The organism is Actinomycetospora sp. NBRC 106375 (genome assembly GCF_030269665.1).
Lineage (GTDB): Bacteria > Actinomycetota > Actinomycetes > Mycobacteriales > Pseudonocardiaceae > Actinomycetospora.
This window is the reverse complement of record NZ_BSTS01000001.1, coordinates 63,247-88,992: the sequence shown is the minus strand read 5'-3', so window position 1 is coordinate 88,992 and position 25,746 is coordinate 63,247. Positions and strand designations below refer to the sequence as shown.

Annotated in this window: 20 protein-coding genes and 1 pseudogene; 17 read left to right on the top strand and 4 right to left on the bottom strand. The window is 75.0% G+C overall.

The features are described 5' to 3' along the window. Positions 1-17: 17 nt before the first annotated feature. The 6 genes from QSK03_RS00445 to prcA all read left to right on the top strand — a co-directional run bounded on the left by QSK03_RS00445 (position 18) and on the right by prcA (position 6,229). A complete protein-coding gene (locus tag QSK03_RS00445; protein WP_285647992.1) occupies positions 18-1,259 on the top strand; it encodes an esterase/lipase family protein in 1,242 nt (413 codons plus the stop codon). Then, complete coding sequence (locus QSK03_RS00440) at positions 1,256-2,527, top strand: multidrug effflux MFS transporter (protein WP_285647991.1); 1,272 nt, start codon at positions 1,256-1,258, stop codon at positions 2,525-2,527. The genes QSK03_RS00445 and QSK03_RS00440 overlap by 4 nt, the downstream gene beginning before the upstream one ends. Beyond that, complete coding sequence (gene dop, locus QSK03_RS00435) at positions 2,524-4,041, top strand: depupylase/deamidase Dop (RefSeq protein ID WP_285647990.1); 1,518 nt, start codon at positions 2,524-2,526, stop codon at positions 4,039-4,041. Before QSK03_RS00440 ends, dop begins: the two co-directional genes overlap by 4 nt. 111 nt (positions 4,042-4,152) lie before the next feature. Continuing rightward, complete coding sequence (locus QSK03_RS00430) at positions 4,153-4,347, top strand: ubiquitin-like protein Pup (protein ID WP_274194800.1); 195 nt, start codon at positions 4,153-4,155, stop codon at positions 4,345-4,347. A gap of 153 nt (positions 4,348-4,500) precedes the next feature. After that, positions 4,501-5,340 carry a proteasome subunit beta gene (gene prcB, locus QSK03_RS00425; RefSeq protein ID WP_285647989.1) on the top strand — a complete coding sequence of 280 codons (840 nt, stop codon included), beginning with the start codon at positions 4,501-4,503 and terminating at the stop codon, positions 5,338-5,340. 55 nt (positions 5,341-5,395) lie between these two features. Beyond that, entirely contained in the window at positions 5,396-6,229 is an 834-nt protein-coding gene (gene prcA / locus QSK03_RS00420; protein ID WP_285647988.1) for a proteasome subunit alpha, read from the top strand. On the opposite strand, the gene QSK03_RS00415 is transcribed toward prcA, so the two are convergent. Both QSK03_RS00415 and QSK03_RS00410 read right to left on the bottom strand, forming a co-directional pair. Beyond that, positions 6,226-7,770, bottom strand: a complete 1,545-nt coding sequence (locus tag QSK03_RS00415; protein WP_285647987.1) for a diacylglycerol/lipid kinase family protein — start codon at positions 7,768-7,770, stop codon at positions 6,226-6,228. The two genes, prcA and QSK03_RS00415, sit on opposite strands and share 4 nt — an antisense overlap. Then, positions 7,743-9,194, bottom strand: coding sequence for a bifunctional phosphatase PAP2/diacylglycerol kinase family protein (locus QSK03_RS00410; RefSeq protein WP_502872117.1), 1,452 nt, complete (start codon positions 9,192-9,194; stop codon positions 7,743-7,745). The genes QSK03_RS00415 and QSK03_RS00410 overlap by 28 nt, the downstream gene beginning before the upstream one ends. Before the next feature lie 254 nt (positions 9,195-9,448). On the opposite strand from QSK03_RS00410, the gene pafA reads away from it, so the two are divergent. The 4 genes from pafA to QSK03_RS00390 all read left to right on the top strand — a co-directional run bounded on the left by pafA (position 9,449) and on the right by QSK03_RS00390 (position 14,787). After that, positions 9,449-10,807 (top strand): Pup--protein ligase, encoded by a 1,359-nt coding sequence (pafA, locus tag QSK03_RS00405; RefSeq protein ID WP_285647985.1) that lies wholly within the window; start codon positions 9,449-9,451, stop codon positions 10,805-10,807. A gap of 90 nt (positions 10,808-10,897) precedes the next feature. Then, entirely contained in the window at positions 10,898-12,760 is a 1,863-nt protein-coding gene (locus QSK03_RS00400; protein ID WP_285647984.1) for a serine/threonine-protein kinase, read from the top strand. A 54-nt stretch (positions 12,761-12,814) separates the two neighbouring features. Then, complete coding sequence (locus tag QSK03_RS00395) at positions 12,815-13,798, top strand: helix-turn-helix transcriptional regulator (RefSeq protein ID WP_285647983.1); 984 nt, start codon at positions 12,815-12,817, stop codon at positions 13,796-13,798. Beyond that, positions 13,795-14,787, top strand: coding sequence for a helix-turn-helix transcriptional regulator (locus QSK03_RS00390; protein WP_285647982.1), 993 nt, complete (start codon positions 13,795-13,797; stop codon positions 14,785-14,787). Before QSK03_RS00395 ends, QSK03_RS00390 begins: the two co-directional genes overlap by 4 nt. Before the next feature lie 138 nt (positions 14,788-14,925). On the opposite strand, the pseudogene QSK03_RS00385 reads toward QSK03_RS00390, so the two are convergent. Further along, a pseudogene (locus QSK03_RS00385) lies at positions 14,926-16,370 on the bottom strand (IS1380 family transposase). Positions 16,371-16,578: 208 nt separating this feature from the next. Between QSK03_RS00385 and QSK03_RS00380 the strand changes: the two are divergent. The 7 genes from QSK03_RS00380 (at position 16,579) to QSK03_RS00350 (ending at position 24,643) form a co-directional block, all read left to right on the top strand. Further along, positions 16,579-18,555 carry an HNH endonuclease signature motif containing protein gene (locus tag QSK03_RS00380; protein ID WP_285647981.1) on the top strand — a complete coding sequence of 659 codons (1,977 nt, stop codon included), beginning with the start codon at positions 16,579-16,581 and terminating at the stop codon, positions 18,553-18,555. A gap of 96 nt (positions 18,556-18,651) precedes the next feature. Further along, a complete protein-coding gene (locus QSK03_RS00375) occupies positions 18,652-18,849 on the top strand; it encodes a hypothetical protein (protein WP_285647980.1) in 198 nt (65 codons plus the stop codon). Positions 18,850-18,880: 31 nt separating this feature from the next. Continuing rightward, positions 18,881-19,156, top strand: a complete 276-nt coding sequence (tatA, locus tag QSK03_RS00370) for a Sec-independent protein translocase subunit TatA (protein WP_285647979.1) — start codon at positions 18,881-18,883, stop codon at positions 19,154-19,156. 46 nt (positions 19,157-19,202) lie between these two features. Further along, positions 19,203-20,222 carry a twin-arginine translocase subunit TatC gene (gene tatC, locus QSK03_RS00365; protein WP_352231925.1) on the top strand — a complete coding sequence of 340 codons (1,020 nt, stop codon included), beginning with the start codon at positions 19,203-19,205 and terminating at the stop codon, positions 20,220-20,222. Positions 20,223-20,262: 40 nt separating this feature from the next. Beyond that, the gene (locus QSK03_RS00360; RefSeq protein WP_285647978.1) at positions 20,263-23,142 is read left to right on the top strand and encodes a DEAD/DEAH box helicase; all 2,880 of its coding nucleotides are present in this window, start codon (positions 20,263-20,265) and stop codon (positions 23,140-23,142) included. Positions 23,143-23,201: 59 nt separating this feature from the next. Beyond that, positions 23,202-24,239, top strand: a complete 1,038-nt coding sequence (locus QSK03_RS00355; protein ID WP_285647977.1) for a DUF4333 domain-containing protein — start codon at positions 23,202-23,204, stop codon at positions 24,237-24,239. Beyond that, positions 24,239-24,643, top strand: coding sequence for an MmcQ/YjbR family DNA-binding protein (locus QSK03_RS00350; RefSeq protein WP_285647976.1), 405 nt, complete (start codon positions 24,239-24,241; stop codon positions 24,641-24,643). The genes QSK03_RS00355 and QSK03_RS00350 overlap by 1 nt, the downstream gene beginning before the upstream one ends. A 12-nt stretch (positions 24,644-24,655) precedes the next feature. Here QSK03_RS00350 and QSK03_RS00345 read toward each other — a convergent pair whose 3' ends face one another. Then, entirely contained in the window at positions 24,656-25,636 is a 981-nt protein-coding gene (locus QSK03_RS00345) for a 5'-3' exonuclease (RefSeq protein ID WP_285647975.1), read from the bottom strand. Positions 25,637-25,746: the final 110 nt, after the last annotated feature.

Genomic DNA, 25,746 nt, shown 5'->3' with positions numbered 1-25,746 from the left:
CGGGTACCGTGTAAGGCATGACCGACGAGCATCACCGGCCGTCCCGCCAGGACCGCAACGAGGTCCGCGGGGCGGCCGGTGTCGCGTCGGAGGCCGTCGACATCGTCTCGCGACCCGTCCAGGGCACCCACGAGGCGATCTCCGGCACCGTCTTCGGGGCGCTGCGCCGGGTCGGGCTCGGGCCGGCGTCGAAGCCCGTCCAGGTGCTGCACGACGGCATCAGCACGGGCGTGTACGCGGCCGTGCGCGGCATCTCGCACCTCGCCGGACAGGGCGTCGGCGCCGCGGCCGCGCTCGCCCGCCCCGGCGACTGGCGCCCGATCACCGGCACGCCCACCGGCGCGGTGCTCACCGGCGCGATCAACGGCCTGGTCGGCGACCACATGGTGGCCCTGGACAACGACCTCGCCGTGCCCATGGCCCTCTACACCGCCACCGTCGACGACGAGCACGGCGAGCTGCCCGGCGACCCCGAGGCGCTGCGCGCCGTCGTCGCCGACCACCCCGACCGCGACCTGACCCGCCTCGTGCTGTTCGTGCACGGGCTCGGGGAGACCGAGCACGCCTGGCGTCTCTACGGCGAGGCGAGCGCGGGGGAGGGCTACGCCGAGCGCGTCGCCTCCGCCACCGGCGCGACGCCGCTGCTGCTGCGCTACAACTCCGGGCTGCGCATCGCCGACAACGGCACGGCGCTCTCGCTGCTGCTCACCGACCTGTTCGCCCGCTGGCCCGAGGCCGTCCGGCGCCTCGACCTCGTCGGGCACTCGATGGGCGGCCTCGTGCTGCGCCACGCCTGCCACCACGCGGTGCAGACGGGGCAGCCGTGGGTCGCGGCGGTCCGGCGCATGGTCTACCTCGGCTCGCCGCACCGCGGGGCGCCGCTGGCCCACCGGGTCGACCAGCTCGCCTCGCAGCTGTCCCGGTGGTCGAACTCGCGCACCTGGGGCGAGTTCCTCGACCGCCGGTCCGCGGGCATCCGCGACCTCGTGACGGGCGTGTCGGACACCGAGGTGCCCCTGCTCGCCCACGCGTCGCACCACGCCGTGGCCGCGTGCCTCACGAGCTCCGCGCACCACCCGCTGGCGAACGCCCTCGGCGACCTGCTGGTGCCCGTCGACTCCGCGGGCGGCGCCGTCACCGACGTGGAGCCCCTGACGTCGTCGCACCACTTCCACCTGCTCAACGACCCCGACGTCCACGACCACCTGATGCGCTGGCTGACGGCCGAGGACGGCGACACGGACGAGACGAGCGCGTGAGCGGGCCCGCTCCGTCCGAGGACTCGGCGAGCGGGCAGCGACAGCAGGGTCACCGCGCGCGCCTGGTCGTGCTCGGCGCCCTGACCGCGGCCGCGCCGCTGTCCCTGGACACCTACCTGCCCGCGCTGCCCTCGCTGACCGCCGACCTGGCCACCACGCCGTCGGTCACGCAGCTCTCGCTGACGTCGTGCCTGGTCGGGCTCGCGCTGGGCCAGCTCGTCGCGGGCCCGCTGTCCGACGTGCTCGGGCGCCGTCGTCCCATGCTGCTGGGGGCCGCGGGCTTCGCGGTGGTCTCGGTGCTGTGCGCGGTGGCGCCCTCGGTCGAGGTGCTCGTCGCGCTGCGCCTGCTCCAGGGCCTGCTCGGGGCCGTGGGGATCGTCGTCGCGCGGGCGGTGGTCCGCGACACCAGCGACGCCACGACGTCGGCGCGTGCGTTCGCGACGCTGATGCTCGTCTCCGGCGTGGCCCCGATCGTCGCGCCGGTGCTCGGCGGGCAGCTGCTGCGGGTCACGAGCTGGCGCGGGGTGTTCGTCGTCCTCGCCGTGTACGGGGCGCTGTCCGGGCTCGCGGTCCTCGTGCTCGTGCGCGAGTCGCTGCCGCGGTCCCGCCGCCGCTCCGGTAGCGCCGCGGCCACCCTCGCGTCGTTCCGCGTGCTGCTCGGCGACCGCCGGGTCGTCGCCTGCGTGCTCGCGGCCGGCCTGCTGTTCTCGGCGATGTTCGCCTACATCTCCGGCTCGACGTTCGTCCTGCAGGACCTCTACGGGCTCTCGCCCCAGGCGTTCTCGGGGGTGTTCGCCGCCAACTCGGTGGGGATCGTGGCGTCGGTGCAGGTCGCGGGGCGTCTGGCCGGCTCGGGCCGGGTCCCGCCCGTGCGGCTGGTCGCGGCGGGCCTGGGCGTCGCCGCCGTCGGGACGGGGGTGCTGCTGGTCTCGACGCTGCTCGACGGCGGGCTCGCCGGGGTCGTGGCGGGGCTCTTCGTCACGGTGGTCGGCGTCGGCCTGGTGCTGCCCAGCGCCACGACGCTGACCCTGGCCGACCACCCGGAGCACGCCGGGAGCGCGTCGGCCCTGCTGGGCACCGCCCAGTTCATCGTGGGCGCCGGCACGGCCCCGCTCGTGGGCCTGGCGGGCAGCCGGTCGGCGGTGCCGATGGCGGCGACGATGGCCGGGGCCGTCGTGCTGGGCGCGGTCGTGTTCGGTGTCCTGTGGCGCACCGCGCCGCCCGGAGCGGGCCGCGAGGCGCGGACGCAATTAGGGTCGGAGGCATGACCGCGCGCCGCATCATGGGCACCGAGATCGAGTACGGCATCTCCGTCCCCGGTGACCCGGCCGCGAACCCGGTGATCACCTCGACGCAGATCGTGCTGGCCTACGCCGCCGCCGCCGAGGTGCCGCGCGCCCGGCGCGCCCGCTGGGACTACGAGGTCGAGTCGCCCCTGCGCGACGCCCGCGGGTTCGACCTCGGCCCGAGCGCAGGCCCGCCGCCGGACGCGGGCGACCTCGACGACCTGGGCGCCGCCAACGTCATCCTCACCAACGGCGCCCGGCTCTACGTCGACCACGCGCACCCCGAGTTCTCCGCGCCCGAGGTCACCACCCCGCGCGACGCGGTGATCTGGGACAAGGCGGGGGAGCGGGTCATGGAGGACGCCGCCGAGAGGGCGGCGACGGTCCCCGGGACCCCGCGGATCCAGCTGTACAAGAACAACATCGACAACAAAGGCGCGAGCTACGGGTCCCACGAGAACTACCTCTGCGCCCGCCAGACCCCGTTCCCCACGATCATCACCGGGCTGACGCCGTTCTTCGCGTCGCGCCAGGTGGTGTGCGGCGCCGGGCGCGTGGGCCTCGGCCCGTCCGGCGACGAGGCGGGGTTCCAGCTCTCCCAGCGCGCCGACTACATCGAGGTCGAGGTCGGGCTGGAGACCACGCTCAAGCGCGGCATCATCAACACCCGCGACGAGCCGCACGCCGACGCCGACAAGTACCGCCGGCTGCACGTCATCATCGGCGACGCGACGCTCGCCGAGTACTCGACCTACCTCAAGCTCGGCACCACGGCCCTGGTGCTCTCGATGATCGAGGGCGGGGTGCGCTTCGACGACCTTCGCCTGCTCGAGCCGGTGCGCTCGGTGCACCGCATCAGCCACGACCCGACGTTGAAGACCACCGTCGACCTCTCCGACGGGCGGAAGATGACCGCCCTGGACCTCCAGCACGCCTACCTCGAGCGCGCCTGGAAGCACGAGGAGACCAGCGCCGACGGCGAGATCGACCCGATGACCCTCGAGGTCCTCGAGACGTGGCAGCAGGTGCTCGACGACCTCGGCACCGACCCGCTGCGCTGCGCCGACCGGCTCGACTGGGTCGCCAAGCTCAACCTGCTGCAGGGCTACCAGCAGCGCGACAACCTGCCCTGGGACTCGCCGAAGCTGCACCTCATCGACCTGCAGTACACCGACGTGCGCCAGGGCAAGGGCCTGTACAACCGCCTGGTCGCCCGCGGCTCGATCAAGCGCCTCGTCGACGAGGAGGCCGTGCGCGCGGCCGTCACCCACCCGCCGGAGGACACCCGCGCCTACTTCCGCGGCCGCTGCCTGGAGCGCTACCCCGACGAGGTGGCCGCGGCGTCGTGGGACTCGGTCATCTTCGACCTGGGCCGCGAGTCGCTCGTGCGGATCCCGACCCTCGAGCCCCTGCGGGGCACGCGCGGGCACGTCGGGGAGCTGATCGACAACTCCGCCGACGCGACCGCGCTGGTGGAGGCGCTCACCCGGGGCTGACGACCCCGCCGCCGCGGGCTCGGGAGCGTTGCGTCACGGCAGATGTCGCCCCGGGTCTGTAGGGTTCGAAAGCGCAGTACCCGCTGCAGGAAAGACCCCGGGAGGCTAGCCATGGCGCAGGAACAGACCCAGCGGCAGGGCGGGGGCGACGACGGCGACGGCGGCGAGGACAGCACCGCCGCCGGCCAGGAGCGCCGCGAGAAGCTCGGTGAGGACGTCGACACGATCCTCGACGAGATCGACGACGTGCTCGAGGAGAACGCCGAGGACTTCGTCCGGGCGTACGTCCAGAAGGGCGGCCAGTAACCTCCCGGCGGAGCCCTCGTACTCCGTTCGGCCTCCAGACACCACGCCGCCCCCGTGACCCCGGTTCGCTGTGACCGGGGCCACGGGGGCGGCGGTCCATTCCCCGAAGTGCTCAGCCCAGCCCCGACACCCACGCACAGGAGCGCCCCACCGATGGAGCCCTCGTCGGCCCTGCCCCCGGCCTACTTCTCCGCCGGGACGGCCTCGTTCGTCGACTTCCTGCGGGAGGTCCGGCCCGACCTGCTGCCCGGCGCGGGCGCCCGTCCGGTGACGGCCGAGCAGGCGGGCGGGCACGTCACCGCCGCCCACGGCACGACCATCGTGGCCGCCACCTTCGGCGGCGGTGTCGCCATCGCCGGCGACCGGCGGGCGACGATGGGGAACCTGATCTCCTCGCGCGACATGCAGAAGGTCTTCGTCACCGACGACTGGTCGGCGGCCGGCATCGCGGGCACGGCGGGCATCGCGGTCGAGGCGGTGCGCCTGTTCACCGTGGAGCTGCAGCACTACGAGAAGATCGAGGGCGTCCCGCTCACCTTCGACGGCAAGGCCAACAAGCTCGCGGGCATGGTGCGGGGCAACCTGGGCGCGGCGATGCAGGGGCTGTCGTTCGTGCCGCTGTTCGTCGGCTTCGACGTCGACGCCGCCGACCCGGCTCGCGCCGGGCGCATCGTCTCCTACGACGTGGTCGGCAGCCGCAGCGAGGAGACCCACTACGCGGGCGTCGGCTCCGGGTCGCTGTTCGCGAAGTCGTCGCTCAAGAAGCGCCACGACCCGGACGGCTCGCGCGAGGACGTCGTGCGCACGCTCGTGGAGGCGCTCTACGACGCCGCCGACGACGACAGCGCCACCGGCGGGCCCGACACCATCCGCGCGATCTACCCGATCGTGGTCACGATCGACGCCGAGGGCGCGGTCACGGTGCCCGAGGACGAGACCGCCGCGGTCGCCGAGGCCGTCGTCGCGGGCCGCCGCGAGCGGCCCGGCGGCTGAGCTCCCCACCCGACCAACCCGCAGACCCCTTCCAGACCCAGGAGCGCTCCCCGCCATGACGATGCCGTTCTACGCGTCGGTCGACCAGCTGATGCGCGACCGCTCGGACCTCGCGCGCAAGGGCATCGCCCGGGGCCGCAGCGTCGTCGTGCTGACCTTCGCCGGCGGCGTGCTGTTCGTGGCGGAGAACCGGTCGAACTCCCTGCGCAAGGTCTCGGAGATCTACGACTCGCTCGGGTTCGCCGCGGTGGGGCGGTACAACGAGTTCGAGAACCTGCGCACCGCCGGCATCCGCTACGCCGACGTGCGCGGCTACTCCTACGACCGCCGCGACGTCTCCGGCCGCTCGCTCGCCAACGCCTACGCCCAGATCCTCGGCGCGAGCTTCATCGAGCAGCAGAAGCCCTTCGAGGTGGAGCTGTGCGTCGCCGAGGTCGGCGAGACGCCCGACCGCGACAAGCTCTTCCGGATCACCTACGACGGCTCGATCTCCGACGAGCCGCGGTTCGTGGTCATGGGCGGCACGACCGAGCCCATCAGCGCGGCCCTGCGCAACTCCTACGAGGCGGACCTCGAGATGCGCGACGCGCTGCGCATCGCCCTCGAGGCGCTGCAGGCGCAGAACGGCAGCTCGTCCGGCTCGGGGTCCTCCGGCTCGACCCCCGAGCCCCTCGGCGTCGACGCCCTCGAGGTGGCCGTCCTCGACCGCAGCCGCCGGCCCCGCCGGGCGTTCCGCCGCGTCACCGGCGCCGCCCTGGCGGCCCTGCTGCCCAGTGGCGACCAGGCCGGGTCCTCGGAGGAGCCGGCGGGCACGGACGAGACCGGCGCGGACGACACCGGTGCCGGTGACGAGGTCTCCGGCGCGGGCGGCGCCGACCCCGAGGCCTAACCCGCGGGCGGTGCCTCCGACAGCCGGTAGACCGGCACCGGCTTGGGGGCGATCCGGAAGACGAACCGGTCGGAGTCGGGCTGCACCTCGCCGTCGGTGGCGAGGCCGACCGGCGGGCCGACCACCCGCACCGAGAGCCGGGTCCGCGACGCCGCCGTGTAGACGCGGCTGCGGGCGAGGGTCCCGGCCATCACCGACACCACGAACCGGGTCCGCGAGAAGCGGCCGTCCGCGCGCAGGTAGCGCACGTCGAGCACGCGGGCGTCGAGGCGCGGCCGGAAGATCGGGGCCATGCCCCGCGGCTCGTAGCCACCCATGCCGACGAACAGCAGCCAGATCGTGCGGCGCCGGCCGTCGAGCTCGACGACGAGCGGGGTGGCCTCGGCCAGCACGCGGACCAGCGCCATGGCGGCGGCGGGCCACTTGCCCCAGCGCCCCTCCCACTGCTCGCGCAGCTTGACCATGTCCGGGTAGCCGCCGAGGCTCGCGGTGTTGACGAAGGCGACGGTGCGTTCCCCGCCCTCGGAGGCGGTGATGTCGACGAGGCCGACGTCGACCGCCACGGCCTCCCCGTCGCGGGCGGCGGCGAGCGCCGTCGCCGAGTCCTCGATGCCGACGTCGCGGGCGAAGTGATTGAGCGTGCCCTCGGGCATCACGACCAGCGGGACGCCACGGCGCTGGGCCAGCCCGGCCAGGGCGGCCACCGAGCCGTCGCCGCCCGCGACGCCGATGGCCCGGGGCGCGCCGCCGTCGGGGGCCGGCCGGTCGAGGGCGGCCTCGACCTCCTCGACGAAGTCCACCCCGGGCTCCGGGACGAGGACCTGGGCCCGCGGGAGCACCGCGTGGATCTCCTCCGGCGGTGCCGGGGGCCCGTCGTCCTCGTCGGCGACCCCGACCACGGGGGCCACGAGCTGGCCCAGGGTCTCCAGGGGGCCGGGCGTCCCCGCCGAGCGGTTGGCCACCATCACGAGCCCGGACCCCTCACCCAGCGCCGGCGCGTCCAGCGCCGGGCGGGCGCGGGCGGGCGCGTGGCGCACGACGGGCCACCAGCGCCGGGTCAGCGCGGCGACGCCGACGCCGAGCCCGGCGCCGGCGAGGACGTCGGCGACCGTGCGTTCGCCCAGGCTGACCCGGGCGCCGGAGACCGCCACCGCCACCGGCGCGAGCGCCGCGCCGAGCACCGGCGACTCCATCGCGGCGGCCGTCACGAAGGCGGACGACGACGCGGCGTGCGCGGACGGGAAGCGCCGGCCCCAGGGACGCATCCGGGGGAGCAGGGGCTTGGCCAGCGTGTGCGCGATCGCCGAGGTCGCCGCGGCCGCCATGACCCCGCGGACCCCGGCGCGCCGGCGCGGTCCCTTCCCGGAGACGAACAGGCCGCCCGCGATGACGGCCCAGAGCAGTCCGCGGTCGGCGGTGCGGTCGACGCGGCGGGCCCAGCGGGAGCCGACGGGGGAGCGGTGGCGGGGGAGCGTCACGGGGATCCCGGTGTCCTCGGCGGTCGGGGCCGGGCTCAGCGGGCCGTGGCCCGGTGCGGCCACAGCGCCTCGTCGCGCCGGTAGACGGGCACGGGGTGGTCGGCCACCCGGTAGCGCAGCCGCCGGCCGCTGCCCACGACCTCCCCGTCGGCGGCGACCTCGACCGGCCCGTCGAGCAGCTCGATGTCCAGTGATCGCATGGCGCTCTCCTGGTAGATCCGGTTGTGCCCCAGCACGCCCGTGGCCAGGGCCACGAACGCCCGTGCGCGGGCGAAGCGCCGATCGGCGCGCAGGTAACGGACCTCCAGCACGCCGGTGTCGAGCCGGGGGCGGTAGGACGGCACCATCCCGGTCGGGACGTAGGGCCCGTTGCCGACGAACAGCATCCACACCGACCGCTCGACCCCGTTCAGGCGGACCCGGATGGGCCGGCTGCGCTTCAGGGTGACGAGCAGAGCGGCGATCGCCGAGGGCCATTTGCCCCACCGGTGCTGCCACTTCTCGCGCAGGCGGACCATCTCGGGGTAGCCGCCGAACGCCGAGGTGTTGACGAAGACGACCCGCTGCGGCTCCTGGTGGCCCTCCACGTCGGCGTGGATCCGGAGCTCACCGAGGTCGACCGCGACGGCCTCGCCCGCGCCCGTGGCGTCGATGGCCTCCTGGGTGTCGTAGACGCCGACGTCGCGGCCGAAGTGGTTGAGCGTGCCCGCCGGCACCACCGCGAGGGGCAGGTCGAGGTCCTCGGCGACCCGGGCCGCGGCCGCGACCGAGCCGTCGCCCCCCGCGATGCCCAGCGCCCGCGTCCCGGGCTCCCGCGCGACCGACACGAGAGTCTCGGCGAGGTCCGCCCCGTCGTCGAGACGCAGGACCCGCGCCCGGGGCAGCGCGCCGACCAGCTCGTCGTACGGGTCGACGCCCGCCTTGCCGGACCGGCTGTTCACCAGCACGACGAGCCCCTCGCCCTCGGGCAGCGTCGGCGCGCCGGCGACGGGGCGGGCCGCGGCCTCGTCGATGTCGCGCACGGGCAGCCAGCGCCGGGTGGCGAGCGCGGCCAGGGTCCCGAGCCCGACCCCGGCCGCGACGTCGGTGGTCCAGTGCACCCCGACGTGGATGCGGCTGTAGGCGACGGTCGCGGCGAGCGGGACCACCCAGGTCGCGGCCTTGGGGCTCTCCATGGCCACGGCGGCGGCGAACGCCGCGGCCGACGCCGCGTGGCCGGACGGGAACGAGGACGACGTCGGCGGGTCGTCGAGCGAGCGGTGCGCCGGGAGGAGCTCCGCGGCGGGCCGGCGGCGGGGGACCAGCGGCTTGAGCACGCCGTTGGCGAACAGGCTCGCCCCGGCGATCGCGAGCACCCCGCGCAGCGCGCCCCGGCGGGTGTGACGGGTGCCCGCGACGAGGACGCCCGCCACGCCGAACCAGAGCTTGCTGTGGTTGGCCGACCGGGTCAGGGCCCCGAGGGCGGGATCGGCGGCCGAGTACGGCATGTGCCCGATGGCGGTGGTGATCCGGCAGTCGGCCTCGTTGACGTCGGCCAGCCGCCGCCGCCCGCCCCGCGCGCCCTGGCGCACCCGGCGGCCCACACCGTGGGAGATGTCCGATGCCAGTTCGCGTCCCGGGAGAGCCACGGGCCCGACCGTAGTGATCCGGCCCCCGCCCGTACCGCACGCCCCGCGACGGAGCGTGAACCCGGCCGCTCGCAGAGCCCTCACAGCCGGGGTTGCTGTCCTAGGGTGGAGGGATGCAGCGGAGGATTTACGGGGTCGAGACCGAGTTCGGTGTCACCTGCACCTTCCACGGCCAGCGGCGCCTGTCGCCCGACGAGGTCGCCCGCTACCTGTTCCGCCGGGTGGTGTCCTGGGGACGGTCGTCCAACGTGTTCCTGCGCAACGGGTCGCGGCTCTACCTCGACGTGGGCAGCCACCCCGAGTACGCCACCGCGGAGTGCGACTCGCTCACGCAGCTCGTCGCGCACGACAAGGCGGGCGAGCGCATCCTCGAGGACCTCCTGCTCGACGCCGAGCGCCGGCTCGCCGACGAGGGCATCGGCGGCGACATCTTCCTGTTCAAGAACAACACCGACTCCGCGGGCAACTCCTACGGCTGCCACGAGAACTACCTGGTCGGCCGCTCGGGCGAGTTCTCCCGCATCGCCGACGTCCTGCTCCCGTTCCTGGTCACGCGCCAGCTGATCGCCGGTGCCGGCAAGGTGCTGCAGACCCCGCGCGGGGCCGTCTACTGCCTCTCGCAGCGCGCCGAGCACATCTGGGAGGGCGTGTCGTCCGCGACGACGCGCAGCCGCCCGATCATCAACACCCGCGACGAGCCGCACGCCGACGCCGAGCGCTACCGCCGGCTGCACGTCATCGTCGGCGACTCGAACATGTCCGAGGTCACCACGCTGCTCAAGGTGGGCACCACCCACCTCGTGCTCGAGATGATCGAGCAGGGCGTGCAGTTCCGGGACTTCACGCTCGACAACCCCATCCGCGCGATCCGTGAGATCAGCCACGATCTCTCGGGCCGACGTCCCGTGCGCCTGGCCGGGGGTCGGGAGGCGAGCGCGCTGGACATCCAGCGCGAGTACCACGCCCGCGCCGTCGAGCACGTCGCGCGCCGGGGCTCGGACCCCGTCACCGACCGCGTGGTCGAGCTCTGGGGCCGCACGCTCGACGCCGTCGAGCGCCAGGACCTCTCCCTCATCGACCGCGAGATCGACTGGGCGATCAAGCACCGCCTCGTCCAGCGCTACCGCAACCGCAACGACCTCGGGCTCTCGAGCCCGCGCGTCGCCCAGCTCGACCTCGCCTACCACGACATCCGGCGCGGCCGCGGCATCTTCGACCTGCTCCAGCGCAAGGACATGGTCGACCGCGTCACCGACGACGGCGAGATCGAGGCGGCCAAGGACACCCCGCCGCAGAGCACCCGCGCCAAGCTGCGCGGCGACTTCATCGCCGCCGCGCAGGCCGCCGGGCGCGATTTCACCGTGGATTGGGTGCACCTCAAACTGAACGACCAGGCCCAGCGAACCGTCCTCTGCAAGGACCCTTTCCGCGCCGTCGACGAACGCGTGGACCGCCTGATCGCCACCTTGTAACGACGGCCACGTCGGCGGCGTGCCTCCGGGGCGCACGAGGTAACCACGACCGCACTTCACCGACGAGCCGAGGACGGCACGAGAGACCTCATGGAGCACCAGCCCCGCACCTCCCGCCTGCACCGGCCGGGCCCGCCCCCCGGCACGCTCCACGACCGCGCGCCCGTGCCGGTCGACGGGGAGGTCGTGGGCACCGTGCTCGGCGGGCGCTACCGCATCGGCGAGTGCATCGGCGCCGGCGCCATGGGCGTGGTCTGGACGGCCTGGGACCGGCGGCTGCGGCGCACCGTCGCGGTCAAGCAGCTCGCCGCCCGGGGCCACCGTGACGCCACCGAGGAGCGCCTCGCCCGTGCCCGGGCGATGCGCGAGGGCCGCATCGCCGCCCGTGTCGCGCACCCGCGGGCGATCGCCGTGCTCGACGTCGTGGTCAACAGTGCCGGGCCGTGGCTCGTCATGGAGTACCTGCCGTCGCGCTCGCTGGCCGCGCTGCTCGCCGCGCACGGCCCGCTCGAGCCGACGGAGGCCGCCTGGGTCGGGGCGCAGGTGGCCGACGCCCTCGGCGCGGTGCACGAGGCCGGGATCGTCCACGGCGACATCAAGCCCGGCAACGTCCTGATCACCGACGACGGCGTCGCCAAGATCACCGACTTCGGCGTCTCCCGCGCCACCTGGGACACCACGGCCACCGGCGGCGGGACGGTCGCGGGCACCCCGGGCTACTTCGCCCCCGAGGTGGCCCGCGGCGAGGAGCCCACGCCCGCGTCCGACGTGTTCTCCCTCGGCGCCACGCTCTACGCCGCGGTCGAGAACGAGCTGGTCTGCGGCCGCCACGACAACACCCTCGCCGTGCTCCACGCGATGGCCGAGGGCCGGCTGCGTCCCGCCACCCGGGCCGGGGTCCTCGGACGCCCGCTCGCCGCGATGCTGCGCCTGGACCCCACGCACCGCCCGGGCACCGGAGCCGTCGAACGGGCCCTGCGCGCCCGCGGCGGCACCACGCCGTTCGTCCCGGCCCCCCGCAGTGGCGGGGGTGACGTCGCCGCGGACGTCCCGGTGCCGCGCCGGCCGGGCACCGCGAACCTGCCCTCCACGGCGTCCGGGCCGGTGGCGGCGCCCACGCCGGGACCGGACACGGGGCCGGGTGAGGGACCGGGGTCGGGTGTCGTGCCGGACCCCGCGCCGGACCCCGTGCCGGACCCCGCCGCTGCGGACCCCGCCGCACCGACCCCCGCCCCACCGACCCCCGCCGCGGCGCCCTCGCCGGCCGCCGAGCCGGTCGCGGGGGACCCGCAGGCTCCGGCCGCCGCCGCGGCGGCGTCGTCCCTGGCCCGGCCCGGTGTCACCGCGGCGCGCCGCACCCCGCGGATCACGCCGGTGGCGCGGACGGGGCGTGACCACCCCGGCCGCCGTCGGCGCACGGCCGTCGTCGCCGCCGCGTCGGGGCTCGTGCTGGCCGCCGGGATCGGCGTCGCGGTCGCGGCGACGGGCGCCGGCGGCACGGTCGCCGCGCCCGCCGCGCCGGTGCCGGGCACCACCGAGCCGGCGCCGGCGGACCCGCTCGGCGGCGCCGGCAGCACGGCCACGCCGACGCCCACCCCGAGCGTCGCGGCACCGGTCGCGCCCCAGGACCCGTCGGCGTCGTCCGACCCGGCCACCGTCGTCGTCAACTACTACGCGTCGCTGCCCGGGGACATCGACGGCGCCTGGGCGGTGCTCTCGGACGAGGCCCGCGACGACTCCGGGGGCTACGAGGGCTACTGCCACTTCTGGTCGGGCATCAGCGCGGTCCGGGCGACCGACGTGAGCGTGCGCGGCAGCACCGTCACCGCCGACATCGAGTTCACCACCACGAGCGGCCGGACCAGCCGGGAGAACTACCGGTTCGAGGTCGACCGCGACGACGACGGCCAGGTGCGCATCGAACGTGCCCAGCGCAGCAGCGACTCGAGTTGACGCGCCGGGACCGGCGTTCGAACACCTGGGCGAGACCTCGGTAGGCTCGTGCCCGTGACGACCAGCCCGTCCGCGCGCGCCGAACGCCTGGTCAACCTGGTGCTCTGCCTGCTCTCGACGCGCCAGTTCCTCAGCGCCGAGCGGATCCGCGCCACGGTCCCGGGCTACGCCGACGTCGCGTCGGACGAGGCCTTCTTCCGGATGTTCGAGCGCGACAAGGCCGAGCTGCGCGAGCTGGGCGTCCCGCTGGAGACCGGTCGGTCGTCGATGGCGGAGCCCGTCGACGGCTATCGCATCGCGCGGGGCGACTACGAGCTGCCCGACATCGACCTCGCGCCCGACGAGGCGACGGCCGTCGCCCTGGCGGCACGGCTGTGGGACTCCCCGGCGCTGGCGGGGGCGGCGCGGTCGGCGCTGCAGAAGCTGCGCGCCGCGGGGATCGCGGTCGACCCGGACGCGGCGTCGGCGGTGCAGCCCCGGCTCCAGGCCGCCGAGCCGGCCTTCGCCCCGCTGCTCGCCGCGAGCCGGGCCGGGCGCGTGGTCACCTTCACCCACCGCTCGCACCCCACCGCCGAGGCGCGCACCCGCACCGTCGAGCCGTGGGGCGTCGTCTCCTGGCGGGGGCGCTGGTACCTCGTCGGGCACGACCGCGACCGCGCCGACGTCCGCTGCTTCCGGCTCTCCCGCATCGGCGACGACGCCCGGGCGATCGGGCCGCGGGGCGCGGTGACGCCGCCGGCGGACGTCGACCTCGTGGCGCTGGTGGCCGCCTCGGCCGGCCCGCCACCGCCGACGGGCCGCGCCCGGGTCCGGCTCACCCCCGGCCGGGCCCAGGGGCTGCGCCGCGGCGCCCACCCGGACCCGGACGGCGACCCGGACGTCGTCGAGATCGACCTGTCCCGCATCGACACCGCCGCGCGGTGGGTGGCGGGCCACGGGCCGGACGCGGTCGTCCTCGAGCCGCCGGAGCTGCGCAAGGCCGTCGTCGCGCTGCTGCGGGGATCGGTGGGGGCCGTGAACGTGGGGAGCGCGCCGTGACCGCGGGGGTGTCCGAGCGGCTGCCGCGCCTGCTCACGCTCGTGCCCTACCTGCTGGCGCGTCCCGGCATCGCGGTGGCCGACGCGGCCGCCGACTTCGGGGTCGGCGAGGCCCAGCTGCGCCGCGACCTCGAGCTGCTCTGGATGTGCGGGCTGCCGGGCTACGGCCCGGGCGACCTCGTGGACCTCTCCTTCGAGGGCGACACCGTGACGGTCACCTTCGACGCCGGCATGCGCCGACCGCTGCGTCTGTCGGGCGCCGAGGCGGCGACGCTGGCCGTCGCGCTGCGGGCGTTGGCCGACGCGCCGGGCATGGTCGACGCCGACGCGGTGCAGCGGGCGCTGGCCAAGATCGAGGACGCCGCGGGCCGCGCGGGCACCGCTGCTCCCGAGGAACCCGAGCCGGGGAGTCCGGGCGCCGTCGCCGTGGGTCTGGGCCGCTCGCCCGGGGGCGCGGAGGACGCGGTGCGCCGCGCCGTCGAGACCGGTCGCGCGGTGCGACTGACCTACTACTCGGCCTCCCGCGACGCCGTCGGGCGCCGCGTGGTCGACCCGATGCGCCTGCTGCTGGTGGACGCCTCGGCGTACCTCGAGGCCTGGTGCCGCAACGCCGAGGGCGTCCGGCTGTTCCGGCTGGACCGGGTCGACGACGCCGAGGTGCTCGACGAGCCCTCCGCCCCGCCGCCCGGCGCCCGGGGCCGCCCGGGAGCGGGGGAGGACCTCCTGCGCCCCGACGACGGCGCCCACGTCGCCGCGCTCGTGCTGCACCCGACCGCGCGCTGGGTCGCGGAGTACTACCCGGTCGAGAGCCTGCACGCGCAGGACGACGGGTCCGCCCGGATCACCATGCGCTACGGCGACCGCGACTGGATGGTGCGGCTGCTGCTGGGGCTCGGCGACACCGTCGACGTCCTCGCTCCGCCCGACCTCGTCGAGGCCCGCCGCGCCCGCGCCCGGGACGCGCTCGCGGCGTACGGCGAGGAGGACTGAGCCTCGATCCACCGAGGGTTCTGCCGTGGCGAGATAGTTGATCTTTGTCGGTGGGTGGCCGGGTGTGGGCGTGGAGGTGCTGCCGGTCTGTCCGGCTCTTCCACGTCGGTCTCCGGTCGGGCCCGGTAGGGCAAGGGGTCAGGCGGTCACGACGGGCTCGGGGTCGTGCAGGGTGGCGCGCAGCAACTGATCGAGGTCGGGCTGCCAGGGCCAGTGCTGGGGCAGGTGCAGTGTGAGGCGCCGCGCGGAGTGGGCCGGTCGGGCAGCGACGTTGATCAGTCTCGTGCGCAGGGTGGCGGTGCGGGCTCGAGCGTGTCGTGGGCCGGCCAGGGCGCCGGTGGCGCGGGCGAGGTTGTGGGCCATGGTCGCGCAGGCCAGCCAGGCGCCGTTGGCGTTGAACCGTCCCGAGGGTAGATGCGCGAGCGCGGAGTTCTTCAGGTCGGCGATGACCTGTTCGATCACGGCGTGGTCGCGGTGGGCGGCTTCGGCCTCGAGCATCGGCAGCGGGCTGTCGGTGAAGATCGCGTGGTAGCGGTAGGCGGTGAACAGCTCGAGCTGGTCGCCGTCGAGCTCGGCGGCGAGGTGACGGGCGCCGGGTCCGTGCTGGTCGGGGTTGAGCCGCCGGACCCGGCGCACGATCAGCCGGGCGGTGACGCGCTGGGTGCGGTGGTGTCCGGTGAACGCGGTGTGGACGATCTCGGCGACCTCGGCGTCGGACACCCACCGGCCGGCCTGCTCGTCCCAGACCGCCTCGCGGTAGTGGATCGGGGTCCAGGCGGCGGGGTCCAGGCGGCGGGGTCGATGCCGGCGATCGCACGACTGATCGCCGGGGTCTGGCGGGCGGTCAGGGAGAACCGCGCCCCACCACGGCGTGCGGCAGACACGATCTGCTCGGCGTAGAACGCGGAGTCCGCGCGCACCACCAGCATCCCGCGAGCCCCGGCCCGGCGCGCCAGTGCCAGCGCGTCGCCCAGCAGCCGGGCCGCGCCACGGATCGAGTTCGCCGGCCCGCGCCGCAGCCGGGCCGCGGCGATCAACGGTGCCGACGCCGCCGAGGTCGGGGTCGAGATGGTTGCGAGCAGCACGTTGAGCCCCGACACCCCGGTGTAGCCACGACCGGCGCCCTGCTTGGCGTAGCCGTGGGTCTGGCGCAGCGTGTCGTCGAGGTCGAGATAAGCCAGACGCTGCGCGTCGGTCAGCAGCGGCGCGCGGCGGGTCAGCGCGACCAGTAGCCGCGCCGCGACCGCGTCGAGCTGGCGGACGTGCCCGAAGGTGAAGCTGCGCAAGAACGTGCCCAGCGTCGAGGGGGCCCGCACCTCGGTGAACACCCGACGCATCCCGCCGTGTCGCAGCACGTCGAGGTCGGTGATCGAGTCGGCACCGGCCACCATGCCCAGCACGATCGCCAGCAGCTTGTTCGCGGCGTGGGCAGTCGGCACCGTGAGCCGACTCAGCAGAGCCGGCAATCCGGCCCGCTCGGCCAGCGCCGACACCGCCGACACCGCCACCAGCCCCGTGCACGACACGAGATTCGGATCGTCGAACCGGACCGAGATCCGCCGAGGACCGTGGGAGAGTTGCATCCAGCGGATGCCCTTCTGCGCAGCGGGACAGGACCTTAGACAAGCCCTATCTCCCTGCGCAGAGGGGCATTCGCGTGTCACGACCCACCCCCACCAGCGACAGCGTCGGTGGATCGAGGCTGAGCCGACGATCGGCACGAGGGGCCCGATCAGGACGCGGCCCGGTCGGACATGACCGCCGTCACTCGACCGTGGTAGACTCGAACACATGTTCGACAGCGGGTGGTACGCCGGAGCGCCGGTGGCCCCCGCTGCGCTGTCCTGGTCGCAGCAGTCGACGGGCCCGGAGCTCGCTGCCGCGCTCGCCGCGACCGAGGCGGTCGACCTGGCCGACGACCAGGGGTTCGACGCCGCCGAGCGCCTCGCCGGCTGGGAGAGACTGGCCGGTTGGGCCACGGCGCACCTGTACCGCGAGACGGCGGAGTACCTGGGTGCGCGCCAGGCCCGCGCCCGGGGCGACGGGCAGCGGGCGTTGGTGTTCGACGAGGTGGCCATGGAGGTCGCCGCCCTCGCGCGGGTCGCGCCACGCACCGGCGGCATCCGGGCGCACCAGGCGAGGATGCTGATCGAGAGGCTGCCCGGGACGCTCGCCGCGCTGGAGGACGGGCGCATCTCGCTCTCCCACGCGCGGGTGGTCGTCGAGCAGACCGAGGAGTGCGACGACGCCACGGCCCGCGCCGTCGACACTGAGCTGTGGTCCCGGCCGCCGCGCGACCGTACGCCCACCCAGCTGCGCGAGACCGTGCGCCGCATCCTCTACCGCCTCGACGCCGATGCGGTGCGACGCCGCCCGGAGCAGGCGCGCCGTCAGCGAGAGCTCCGGTACTGGGCCGAGGACGACGGTGCCACGGGCGTCATCCAGCTGCGCCTGCCCGGCGACCAGGCGCGCGGCGTCTACGCCGTCATCGATGCGATCGCCCGCGGTGCGGGCGATCCCCCCGAGGGCGAGCAGCGCTCGATGGGCCAGAAGCGCGTCGACACGGCCCGCGACCTCATCCTCGACGCCGCCACACGCCGCCGCCCCACCGAGTCGTGCTGCTGTGGGTCCTGCGCGTGTGGGAGCGATGCAGAGGAACCCGCTGCCCACGACCACGCCGGGGACCGCGACTCGACCGCGAACAACGGCCCTGGCGACACCCCCGACGATGCGCCTGCCGACGATGCGCCTGCCGACGATGCGCCTGCCGACGATGCGCCTGCCGACGATGCGCCTGCCGACGATGCGCCTGCCGACGATGCGCCTGCCGACGATGCGCCTGCCGACGATGCAGACGACCACGCGCACGGCAACGGCTCCCGGCGACAGGGCGAGGCGAGCGACGACACCGCGAGCGACGACACCGCGAGCGACGACACCGCGAGCGAGGACCGGACGGGCGAGGGCACCGGCGGCGCCGGGACGGACGAGTCCGGCGCGACCGTCTCGGAGCTCCGCGCTTCCGTGCGTGCCGCGCGGGACCCGGAGCGTGGGTTCGTCGAGGGCGAGCGTGCGCCGGTGCGCGCCGAGGTCCGGGTCACGATTGGGTGGGACGTGCTCGCCGGGCTGTCCGAACGGCCCGCCGAGCTCGAGGGCCACGGTCCGATCCCGGCGGTCCTGGCGCGGCGCCTCGCCGCCGATCCCGACGCGACGTGGCGTCGGCTGCTGACCGACCCGGTCACCGGCGTCGCCGACCATCTCGAGTCCCGGCGCTACCGACCACCGCCCGCGATGCAGGACTTCATCCGGTCACGGGACCTCACCTGTGCCGCTCCCGGCTGCCGCGTGTCGGCCGCGCGCTGCGACCTCGACCATGTCGTGCCCTACGACTTCGGGCACCCGGACGGCCGGGGCGGCGCGGGTGGGACGACACCGATCAACCTCAAGCCGTGCTGCCGCACGCACCACCGGCTGAAGACCTTCACGCGCTGGGAGTCCCACGTCGCCCCCGACCCGGACGGCGGCGCCGACTCCGTGATCGTGTGGACGTCGCCGTCCGGCCATCGGTGGTGGGTCCGCTCGCCGCAGCTCGAGCCTCCGCCGTGGGAGCGGGACCTCTCCGGCGATCCCGCGGATGCCGACGCCGCGCTGACGCGGCTGGTGCAGCGCCGTTCGCCCGGAGGTGCGCCCGGTGACGACGTGTCCGACGTGTCCGACGTGTCCGACGCTGCGCCGGACCCGTACGCGCCGTGGCGCGACGCGAGTTGAGGCCCGGGCGGGAAGGCCGCGGGTTGCGTGAGGCGCGATGCCGGATGCGCACGGGCGTTCACCCTCCGGTCACGACGGACCGATAGGCTCGGACGGGTGCCGTACCTGTGGAGCGTCATCGTGGTGCTCGTGGCACTGGTCGGTCTCGGGCTGGCCGTCGCCGCGCTGCTCGGGCCCGTCAAGCGATTCGGTGTGGTCGCCGGGGTGGCACGCGAGCAGCTCGGCCGGGACGCCGGGTTGATCAACGCCCGCGTGGCCGCGCTGAAGGTCCGCCTCGCCGAGCGTCGCGCGTAGCATCAGCTCCCACCGTGGAAGGAGCCAGACCGTGAGCGAATGGGTCATCGTCGCGATCGTCGGCGTGGTGCTGCTGTTCAGCGCCAAGAAGCTGCCCGACATGGCGCGGGGGCTGGGCCAGTCCATGCGCATCTTCAAGGCCGAGACGCGCGGGCTGCGCGAGGACGAGCAGGCCTCCAAGCCGGGCCAGGCCGCGGCTGAGCCGCAGGCGCCGGGTCGCCAGCTCGACGAGGGCACCAGCAGCGTCAACGGCACCGCGCCCCAGCAGGAGACCCGGTCCACGCAGCCGGGCTCCAGCTCGTCCTGAGCCGGCACCGCGCCGGCCTCCGAGACCTCCGAGATCTGAGCCGCCGATGACGACCTCCGGGGACGCGTCGCGTGCCCGGTGGTGGCGCAGCCTGCGCTGGCCCGGTGCGCGCCGCCGGGCCAACCCCGACGGCACGATGACGCTCGTCGAGCACATCTACGAGCTGCGCCGGCGGCTCGCGATCGCGCTGCTCGCCGTCGCGGTCGGCACGATCCTGGGCTTCGTCTGGTACACCGCACACCCGTTCGGGTTGCCGTCGCTCGGCCAGATCCTCACCGAGCCCTACTGCGAGCTGCCCCCCGAGAACCGCGTCCAGTTCGGTGGCGGGCAGGAGTGCCGCCTGGTCGCGTTCGGGGTGTTCGAGCAGTTCACCCTGCGTCTCAAGGTCGCCGCGACGGCCGGCGCGCTGCTGTCGAGCCCGATCTGGTTCGCCCAGATCTGGGGCTTCATCACGCCGGGGCTCTACGCGAAGGAGAAGCGCTTCGCGTACGTGTTCGTCAGCGCGGCGGTGGTGCTCTTCACCGCCGGCGCCGTGCTCGCCTACTTCGTGGTCACCCAGGCCCTGCAGTTCCTGTTCACCGTCGGCGGCGACATCCAGACGACGGTGCTGCGCGGCTCGGACTACTTCAGCCTGCTGGTCGCCCTGCTGATCATCTTCGGGGTGAGCTTCGAGCTGCCGCTGCTCGTGGTGATGCTCAACCGCGTCGGGGTGGTCTCGTACGCCCAGCTCAAGCGCTGGCGACGGGGCCTGATCTTCGGCCTGTTCGTGTTCGCGGCGATCGCGACGCCGGGGCAGGACCCGATCTCGATGCTCGCCCTCGGGGTCTCGTTGGTCCTGCTGCTCGAGTTCTCGATCCAGGTCGCGCGGGTGCACGACAAGCGGGCCGCCCAGCGCCGCCTCGAGCAGGGGTGGGACGGCCTCGACCCCGACCAGCCCTCGCCGCTGGACGACCGTCTCGGCTCGCCGGGTCCGGCCGCGACGCCCTCGCCCCGCATCGAACCGATCCCGCCGACGGCCACCGACCGGGCGAACGACGGCTCCACCGACCGGTGGGACGTGACCTGAGCCGATCCGAGCCCACCTGAGCCGTAGGTAGGCCCGTCGGATGTGTCAGTGTGGGGATGTGGCCACTCGCTCTCCCGCCGAGGCCTACGAGCAGGCCCGCACGCGCGCCGCACATCCGCAGCTCTCCCTGTTCGCGACCGAGCTGTCCTTCGAGCTCGACGACTTCCAGCGACGCTCCTGCCTGGCCCTCGAGCAGGGCCACGGCGTGCTGGTGTGCGCGCCGACCGGTGCCGGCAAGACGGTCGTCGGCGAGTTCGCGGTGCACCTGGCGCTCGCCCGCGGGCAGAAGTGCTTCTACACGACGCCGATCAAGGCGCTGTCGAACCAGAAGTACGCCGACCTGGTGGAGCGCCACGGCGCCGACGCGGTCGGGCTGCTGACCGGCGACGCCGCCATCAACGGCAACGCCCCGGTGGTGGTCATGACCACCGAGGTCCTGCGGAACATGCTCTACGCCGAGGCGCCGGCGCTCGAGGGCCTCGCCTACGTGGTGATGGACGAGGTGCACTACCTCGCCGACCGCTTCCGCGGCGCGGTGTGGGAGGAGGTCATCCTCCACCTGCCCGAGCACGTGCAGATCGCCTCGCTGTCGGCGACGGTCAGCAACGCCGAGGAGTTCGGCGACTGGCTCGTGACCGTCCGGGGCGACACGACCGTCGTCGTCGACGAGACGCGGCCCGTGCCGCTGTGGCAGCACATGGTCGTCGGCCACCGGATGTTCGACCTGTTCGCCGAGGAACGTCGCGGCGGGACGTCGGCGCTGAAGGTCGACCCCACGCTCGTGCGCGCGGTCGCCGAGGTCGACCGCGGGCACCCCGTGCGCGGGGGCAAGGCGCGCTCGGGGCCGCCGGGGCGCAACGGCCGGGGCGGCGACCGGCGCGGGGGACCGGGGCGGTCCGGGCCGCCGGGACGCGGCGGGTCCTCGGGGTTCCGGCCGCCGTCGCGGGTCGACGTCATCGAGCGTCTGGACGCCGCCGGGCTGCTGCCCGCGATCACCTTCATCTTCAGCCGGGCCGGGTGCGACGCGGCGGTCACCCAGTGCGTCCGCTCCGGGCTGCGGCTCACCGGCCCCGACGACGTGACCGCGATCCGGGAGGTCGTGGAACGGCGCACGTCCGGGCTGCCGGACGCCGACCTCGAGGTCCTGGGCTACTGGGAGTGGCGCGAGGGCCTCGAGCGTGGCGTGGCGGCGCACCACGCCGGGATGCTGCCCGCGTTCAAGGAGACCGTCGAGGAGCTGTTCGTCCGCGGCCTGGTGCGGGCGGTGTTCGCCACCGAGACGCTCGCGCTCGGCATCAACATGCCGGCGCGCACGGTCGTGCTCGAGAAGCTCGTGAAGTACAACGGCGAGGCCCATGTCGAGCTCACGCCAGGGGAGTACACGCAGCTCACCGGCCGGGCGGGGCGGCGCGGCATCGATGTCGAGGGCCACGCGGTGGTGGTGTGGACGCCGGGCGTCGACCCCGAGCAGGTCGCGGGCCTGGCCTCGACCCGCACGTACCCGCTGCGGTCGTCGTTCCGTCCCGGCTACAACATGGCCGTCAACCTGGTCGACCGGCTCGGCGTCGAGGACGCCCGCGAGCTGCTCGAGCAGTCGTTCGCGCAGTTCCAGGCCGACCGCAGCGTCGTCGGTCTGGCCAAGAAGCTCGAGCGCAACCGCGAGGCCCTCGCCGGCTACGCCGAGGCGGCCGGGGGCCACGCAGGCGAGGACGCTCCGGAAGGGACCGCCTTCCGCGACTTCGCCGAGTACATGGACCTGCGCCGGCGGGTGTCCGAGCGCGAGAAGGTGCTCTCGCGCCAGGGGCGCTCGGCGCAGAAGGCCGAGGCCGCCGGGTCGCTGGAGGCCCTGCGGCCCGGGGACGTCATCGCCGTGCCCGGCGGCAAGCGCGCCGGGCTCGCCGTCGTGATCGACCCGGGCATCGACCGCAGCCCGCGGGGGATGGAGCCGCGCCCCCTGGTGCTCACCGAGGACCGCTGGGCGGGCCGGCTCTCGCTCGCCGACTTCCCCGAGCCGGTGACGGCCCTGGGCACGATGAAGCTGCCCCGCAAGGTCGACCACCGCGTGCCCCGCGTGCGCCGCGACATCGCGAACGCGCTGCGCGAGACCGGGATCGAGCCGCCGACCCGCTCCGGCTCCGCGCGCCGTCGGCGCGGCGCGGAGAACGAGGACCCCGAGCTCGCGTCCCTGCGCCGGGCCCTGCGCAGCCACCCGTGCCACGGCCTGGCCGATCGCGACCAGCGGGCCCGGTGGTTCGAGCGCTACCAGCGCCTCGAGCGCGAGACCGAGCAGCTGCAGTCCCGGGTGCGCTCCACGACCCACTCGCTGGCCCGCACCTTCGACCGCATCCGCGGGCTCCTCGGCGAGCGCGGCTACCTCGACGACGCCCCCGACGCCGAGCAGAACGTCACCGACGACGGCCGGCGGCTGTCCCGGCTGTGGGGCGAGTCGGACCTCCTCGTCGCGGAGTGCCTGCGCCACGGCGTCTGGCGGGGCCTCGGACCCGCGGAGATCGCGGCCGTCGCGTCGTCGCTGGTGTACGACAGCCGTCGCGACGACGGCGGCGTCCCGCGCGTCCCCGACGACGCGACCTCGGCCGTCGAGCAGACGGTGCAGCTCTGGCACGACCTCGTCGCCGACGAACGCCGCCACCACCTCGACCGCACCCGCGAGCCCGACCTCGGGTTCGCGTGGCCGGTCCACCGGTGGGTGCGCGGCGACACCCTGGCGACGGTCCTGGCCGGGGCCCGCGCGCACGGCACCGAGCTCTCCGCGGGAGACTTCGTGCGCTGGTGCCGGCAGGTCGTCGACCTGCTCGACCAGATCCGCGCCGTCGCGGGCACCGGGGACACGGTCGGCCGCGCCGCCGCCGACGCGGTCCGCGCCATCCGGCGCGGCGTCGTCGCCGTGGGAGAGGGCTGACAGGTGAGCACCGGGAGACGGAGCACCGGGCAGAGCACGCCATCGGGGGAGCTCGACCGATGACGACGCCCCCGGACGAACCGCAGGGGCGCACGTCGCCCTGGGCCCGCCCCGACGACTCCCGGACGGACCCGGCCGAGCCGGCACCCGGCGAGACGGCAGCGGCGAGCGGGCCGTCCGCGTCCCCGCGGGAGGCGTCCCCGCAGGAACCGACCCCGCCGGAACCGACCCCGCCGGACGGCACGCCGTCCGCCGGCCCGACGGCCTCGCCGGCCGGGGAGTCCGCGTTCGCGCGGCCGGGCGGGGATCCGGCGTTCACGCAGCCCGGTTCCGCACCGACCGGCTGGGGTCAGCCGTCGGGCCAGGGTCAGACCGCCGGCTACGGACAGACCTCCGGCTACGGACAGACCTCCGGCTACGGACAGACCTCCGGCTACGGACAGACGGTGGACTACGGGCAGGCGGCGGGCTCCACGCCACCCACGGGCTACGGCGCCCCACCCGGCCAGCCCGGCCAGCCCGGTCAACCCGGTCAACCCGGCTATCCGCCGACCGGTCCGCTCCCGCCGGGCTACGGCCGGACCGGCCAGTTCTCGACCGGCCAGTTCTCGACCGGCCAGTTCCCGCAGCCCGGCCCCTACCCACCGCCAGGTCAGGGCGGTCACGGCGGCCCGGGCACCAACGTCTGGGCGGCACCCGGCAGTGGACCCCCCGGCTGGGGCGGTCAGGCGGGCCCGGGGTGGGGCGGGCCGTACCCGCCGGCGCCGCGCCGTCCGTTCCCCTGGAAGGTCGTCGGCATCATCGGGGGTGCGCTGCTGCTCGTGGCGCTGATCGTGGTCGGGCTCCTCGCGTTCGTCGTCGGCCCGAGGTTCGCGCGCGTGGACGTCCTCGACGCGGACTCGGTGGCGCAGGGCGTCACGCGCGTCGTCACCGACGACTGGCGGCGCCAGATCACCGACGTGTCGTGCCCGGCGGACCAGGAGGTCCGGGCCGGGGTGCGGTTCACCTGCTCGGCGACGGTCGACGGGCGCCCGGTCCAGATCCCGGTCGCGGTGCTCGACGGCCAGGGGACCTACTCGGTCGGCCAGCCGCGCTGATGGCCACCCTCGACGACGTCCGCCGCCTCGCGCTCGCGCTCCCGCGCACCACGGAGAAGGTGTCCTGGGGATCGGCGCACTGGCGGGTGTCGTCGAGGGGCTTCGTCTGGGAGCGGCCGCTGCGCAGGGCGGACGAGGCCGCGCTCGCCGAGACCGGTGTCCCGCTGCCCGACGGCGACGTGCTCGGGGTCCGCGTGGCCGACGAGGGCGTCAAGCAGGCGCTGCTCGCCGACGACCCCGACGTCTACTTCACGACCCCGCACTTCGACGGCTACCCGGCGGTGCTGGTGCGGCTCGAGCGGATCGGCGCCGACGAGCTGCGTGAGCTCGTCGAGGAGGCCTGGGTCCTGCGGGCCCCGAAGACGGTGGCGAACGCGTGGCTCGCCGAGCAGGGCCGCTCCTAGGCGCGGGAACGACTACGGAGCCTCCTCGCCCTTCAGCGCGGCGACGAGGCGGTCGACCGAGCCCGTGAGGTTCCACCGCTCGGCGAGGTCGGTGAGCTTGTCCGTGTCGACGGGCTCGTGGGGCAGCGCGCGGCGCTCACCGGTCCAGTCGAGCGGGGCGTCCGGGGCGACGCGCACGACCTCCGGCGCCTTGACGAGGTACTCGCCGGCCTTCGCCATCTTGGCGCGCACGGCCGAGGACATCCGCTGATCCGAGCGGTCGAGCACCGCGTTGATCATCTCGTCCCAGGACCCGAACTTCGAGACCACCTGCGCCGCGGTCTTCTCCCCGATCCCGGCGACGCCGGGCAGGCCGTCGGAGGGGTCGCCGCGCAGCATCGCCATCTCGGCGTAGCCGTCACCCGCCCGCGCCACCGGCACGCCGTAGCGGGCGGCGACGTCCTCGGGTCCGTAGAGCTCGTACTTCGACACCCCGCGGGCGATGTAGACGATCCGGACCGGGGCCGGCTCGTCGCGCACGAGCTGGAGCAGGTCGCGGTCGCCGCTGACGACCTCGATCGCGTCGGTGGCCTCGGTGGCGCAGAGGGTGCCGATGACGTCGTCGGCCTCGTAGCCCTCGGCGCCCGCGGTGGGGATCCCGGCCGCCGCGAGCACCTCGAGGATGATCTCCACCTGCGGGCCGAGCTCGGGCGGCGCGGCCTCGGCGTCGGGTGCGCCACCGACGGGCGAGGAGGGGTCGCCCATCGACGGGTCGACCCGGTGCGCCTTGTACGACGGGATCGCCCGCACGCGGAACGCCGGGCGCCAGTCGCGGTCGAGGCAGGCGACCACGGCGCCGGGGCGACGTTCCCGCACCAGGCGGGCGACCATGTCGCAGAAGCCGCGCGCGGCGTTGACCGGCGTCCCGTCCTCGGCGGTGAGCGAGGCGGGCACCCCGTAGAAGGCCCGGAACCACAGGCTGGCCGAGTCGAGCAGCATCACCGGCGCGTCCATGCGCGAGAGCTTCCCACCCCGCCCGCCGGGACGGACGCCGACCGGCCGCACCGCGAGTCGGCGACCGGCGTCGTCCCTGGTCAGGACGCTGCGGGTACGGGCGGGCGCCG

Excerpts from the sequence above, each read along its gene's own strand:
- QSK03_RS00445 (WP_285647992.1), top strand. The coding sequence starts at position 18 with ATGACCGACGAGCATCACCGGCCGTCCCGCCAGGACCGCAACGAGGTC.
- dop (WP_285647990.1), top strand. The coding sequence starts at position 2,524 with ATGACCGCGCGCCGCATCATGGGCACCGAGATCGAGTACGGCATCTCC.
- QSK03_RS00430 (WP_274194800.1), top strand. The coding sequence starts at position 4,153 with ATGGCGCAGGAACAGACCCAGCGGCAGGGCGGGGGCGACGACGGCGAC.
- prcB (WP_285647989.1), top strand. The coding sequence starts at position 4,501 with ATGGAGCCCTCGTCGGCCCTGCCCCCGGCCTACTTCTCCGCCGGGACG.
- prcA (WP_285647988.1), top strand. The coding sequence starts at position 5,396 with ATGACGATGCCGTTCTACGCGTCGGTCGACCAGCTGATGCGCGACCGC.
- QSK03_RS00410 (WP_502872117.1), bottom strand. The coding sequence starts at position 9,194 with ATGCCGTACTCGGCCGCCGATCCCGCCCTCGGGGCCCTGACCCGGTCG.
- pafA (WP_285647985.1), top strand. The coding sequence starts at position 9,449 with ATGCAGCGGAGGATTTACGGGGTCGAGACCGAGTTCGGTGTCACCTGC.
- QSK03_RS00400 (WP_285647984.1), top strand. The coding sequence starts at position 10,898 with ATGGAGCACCAGCCCCGCACCTCCCGCCTGCACCGGCCGGGCCCGCCC.
- QSK03_RS00380 (WP_285647981.1), top strand. The coding sequence starts at position 16,579 with ATGTTCGACAGCGGGTGGTACGCCGGAGCGCCGGTGGCCCCCGCTGCG.
- tatC (WP_352231925.1), top strand. The coding sequence starts at position 19,203 with ATGACGACCTCCGGGGACGCGTCGCGTGCCCGGTGGTGGCGCAGCCTG.
- QSK03_RS00360 (WP_285647978.1), top strand. The coding sequence starts at position 20,263 with ATGTGTCAGTGTGGGGATGTGGCCACTCGCTCTCCCGCCGAGGCCTAC.
- QSK03_RS00355 (WP_285647977.1), top strand. The coding sequence starts at position 23,202 with ATGACGACGCCCCCGGACGAACCGCAGGGGCGCACGTCGCCCTGGGCC.
- QSK03_RS00350 (WP_285647976.1), top strand. The coding sequence starts at position 24,239 with ATGGCCACCCTCGACGACGTCCGCCGCCTCGCGCTCGCGCTCCCGCGC.
- QSK03_RS00345 (WP_285647975.1), bottom strand. The coding sequence starts at position 25,636 with ATGGACGCGCCGGTGATGCTGCTCGACTCGGCCAGCCTGTGGTTCCGG.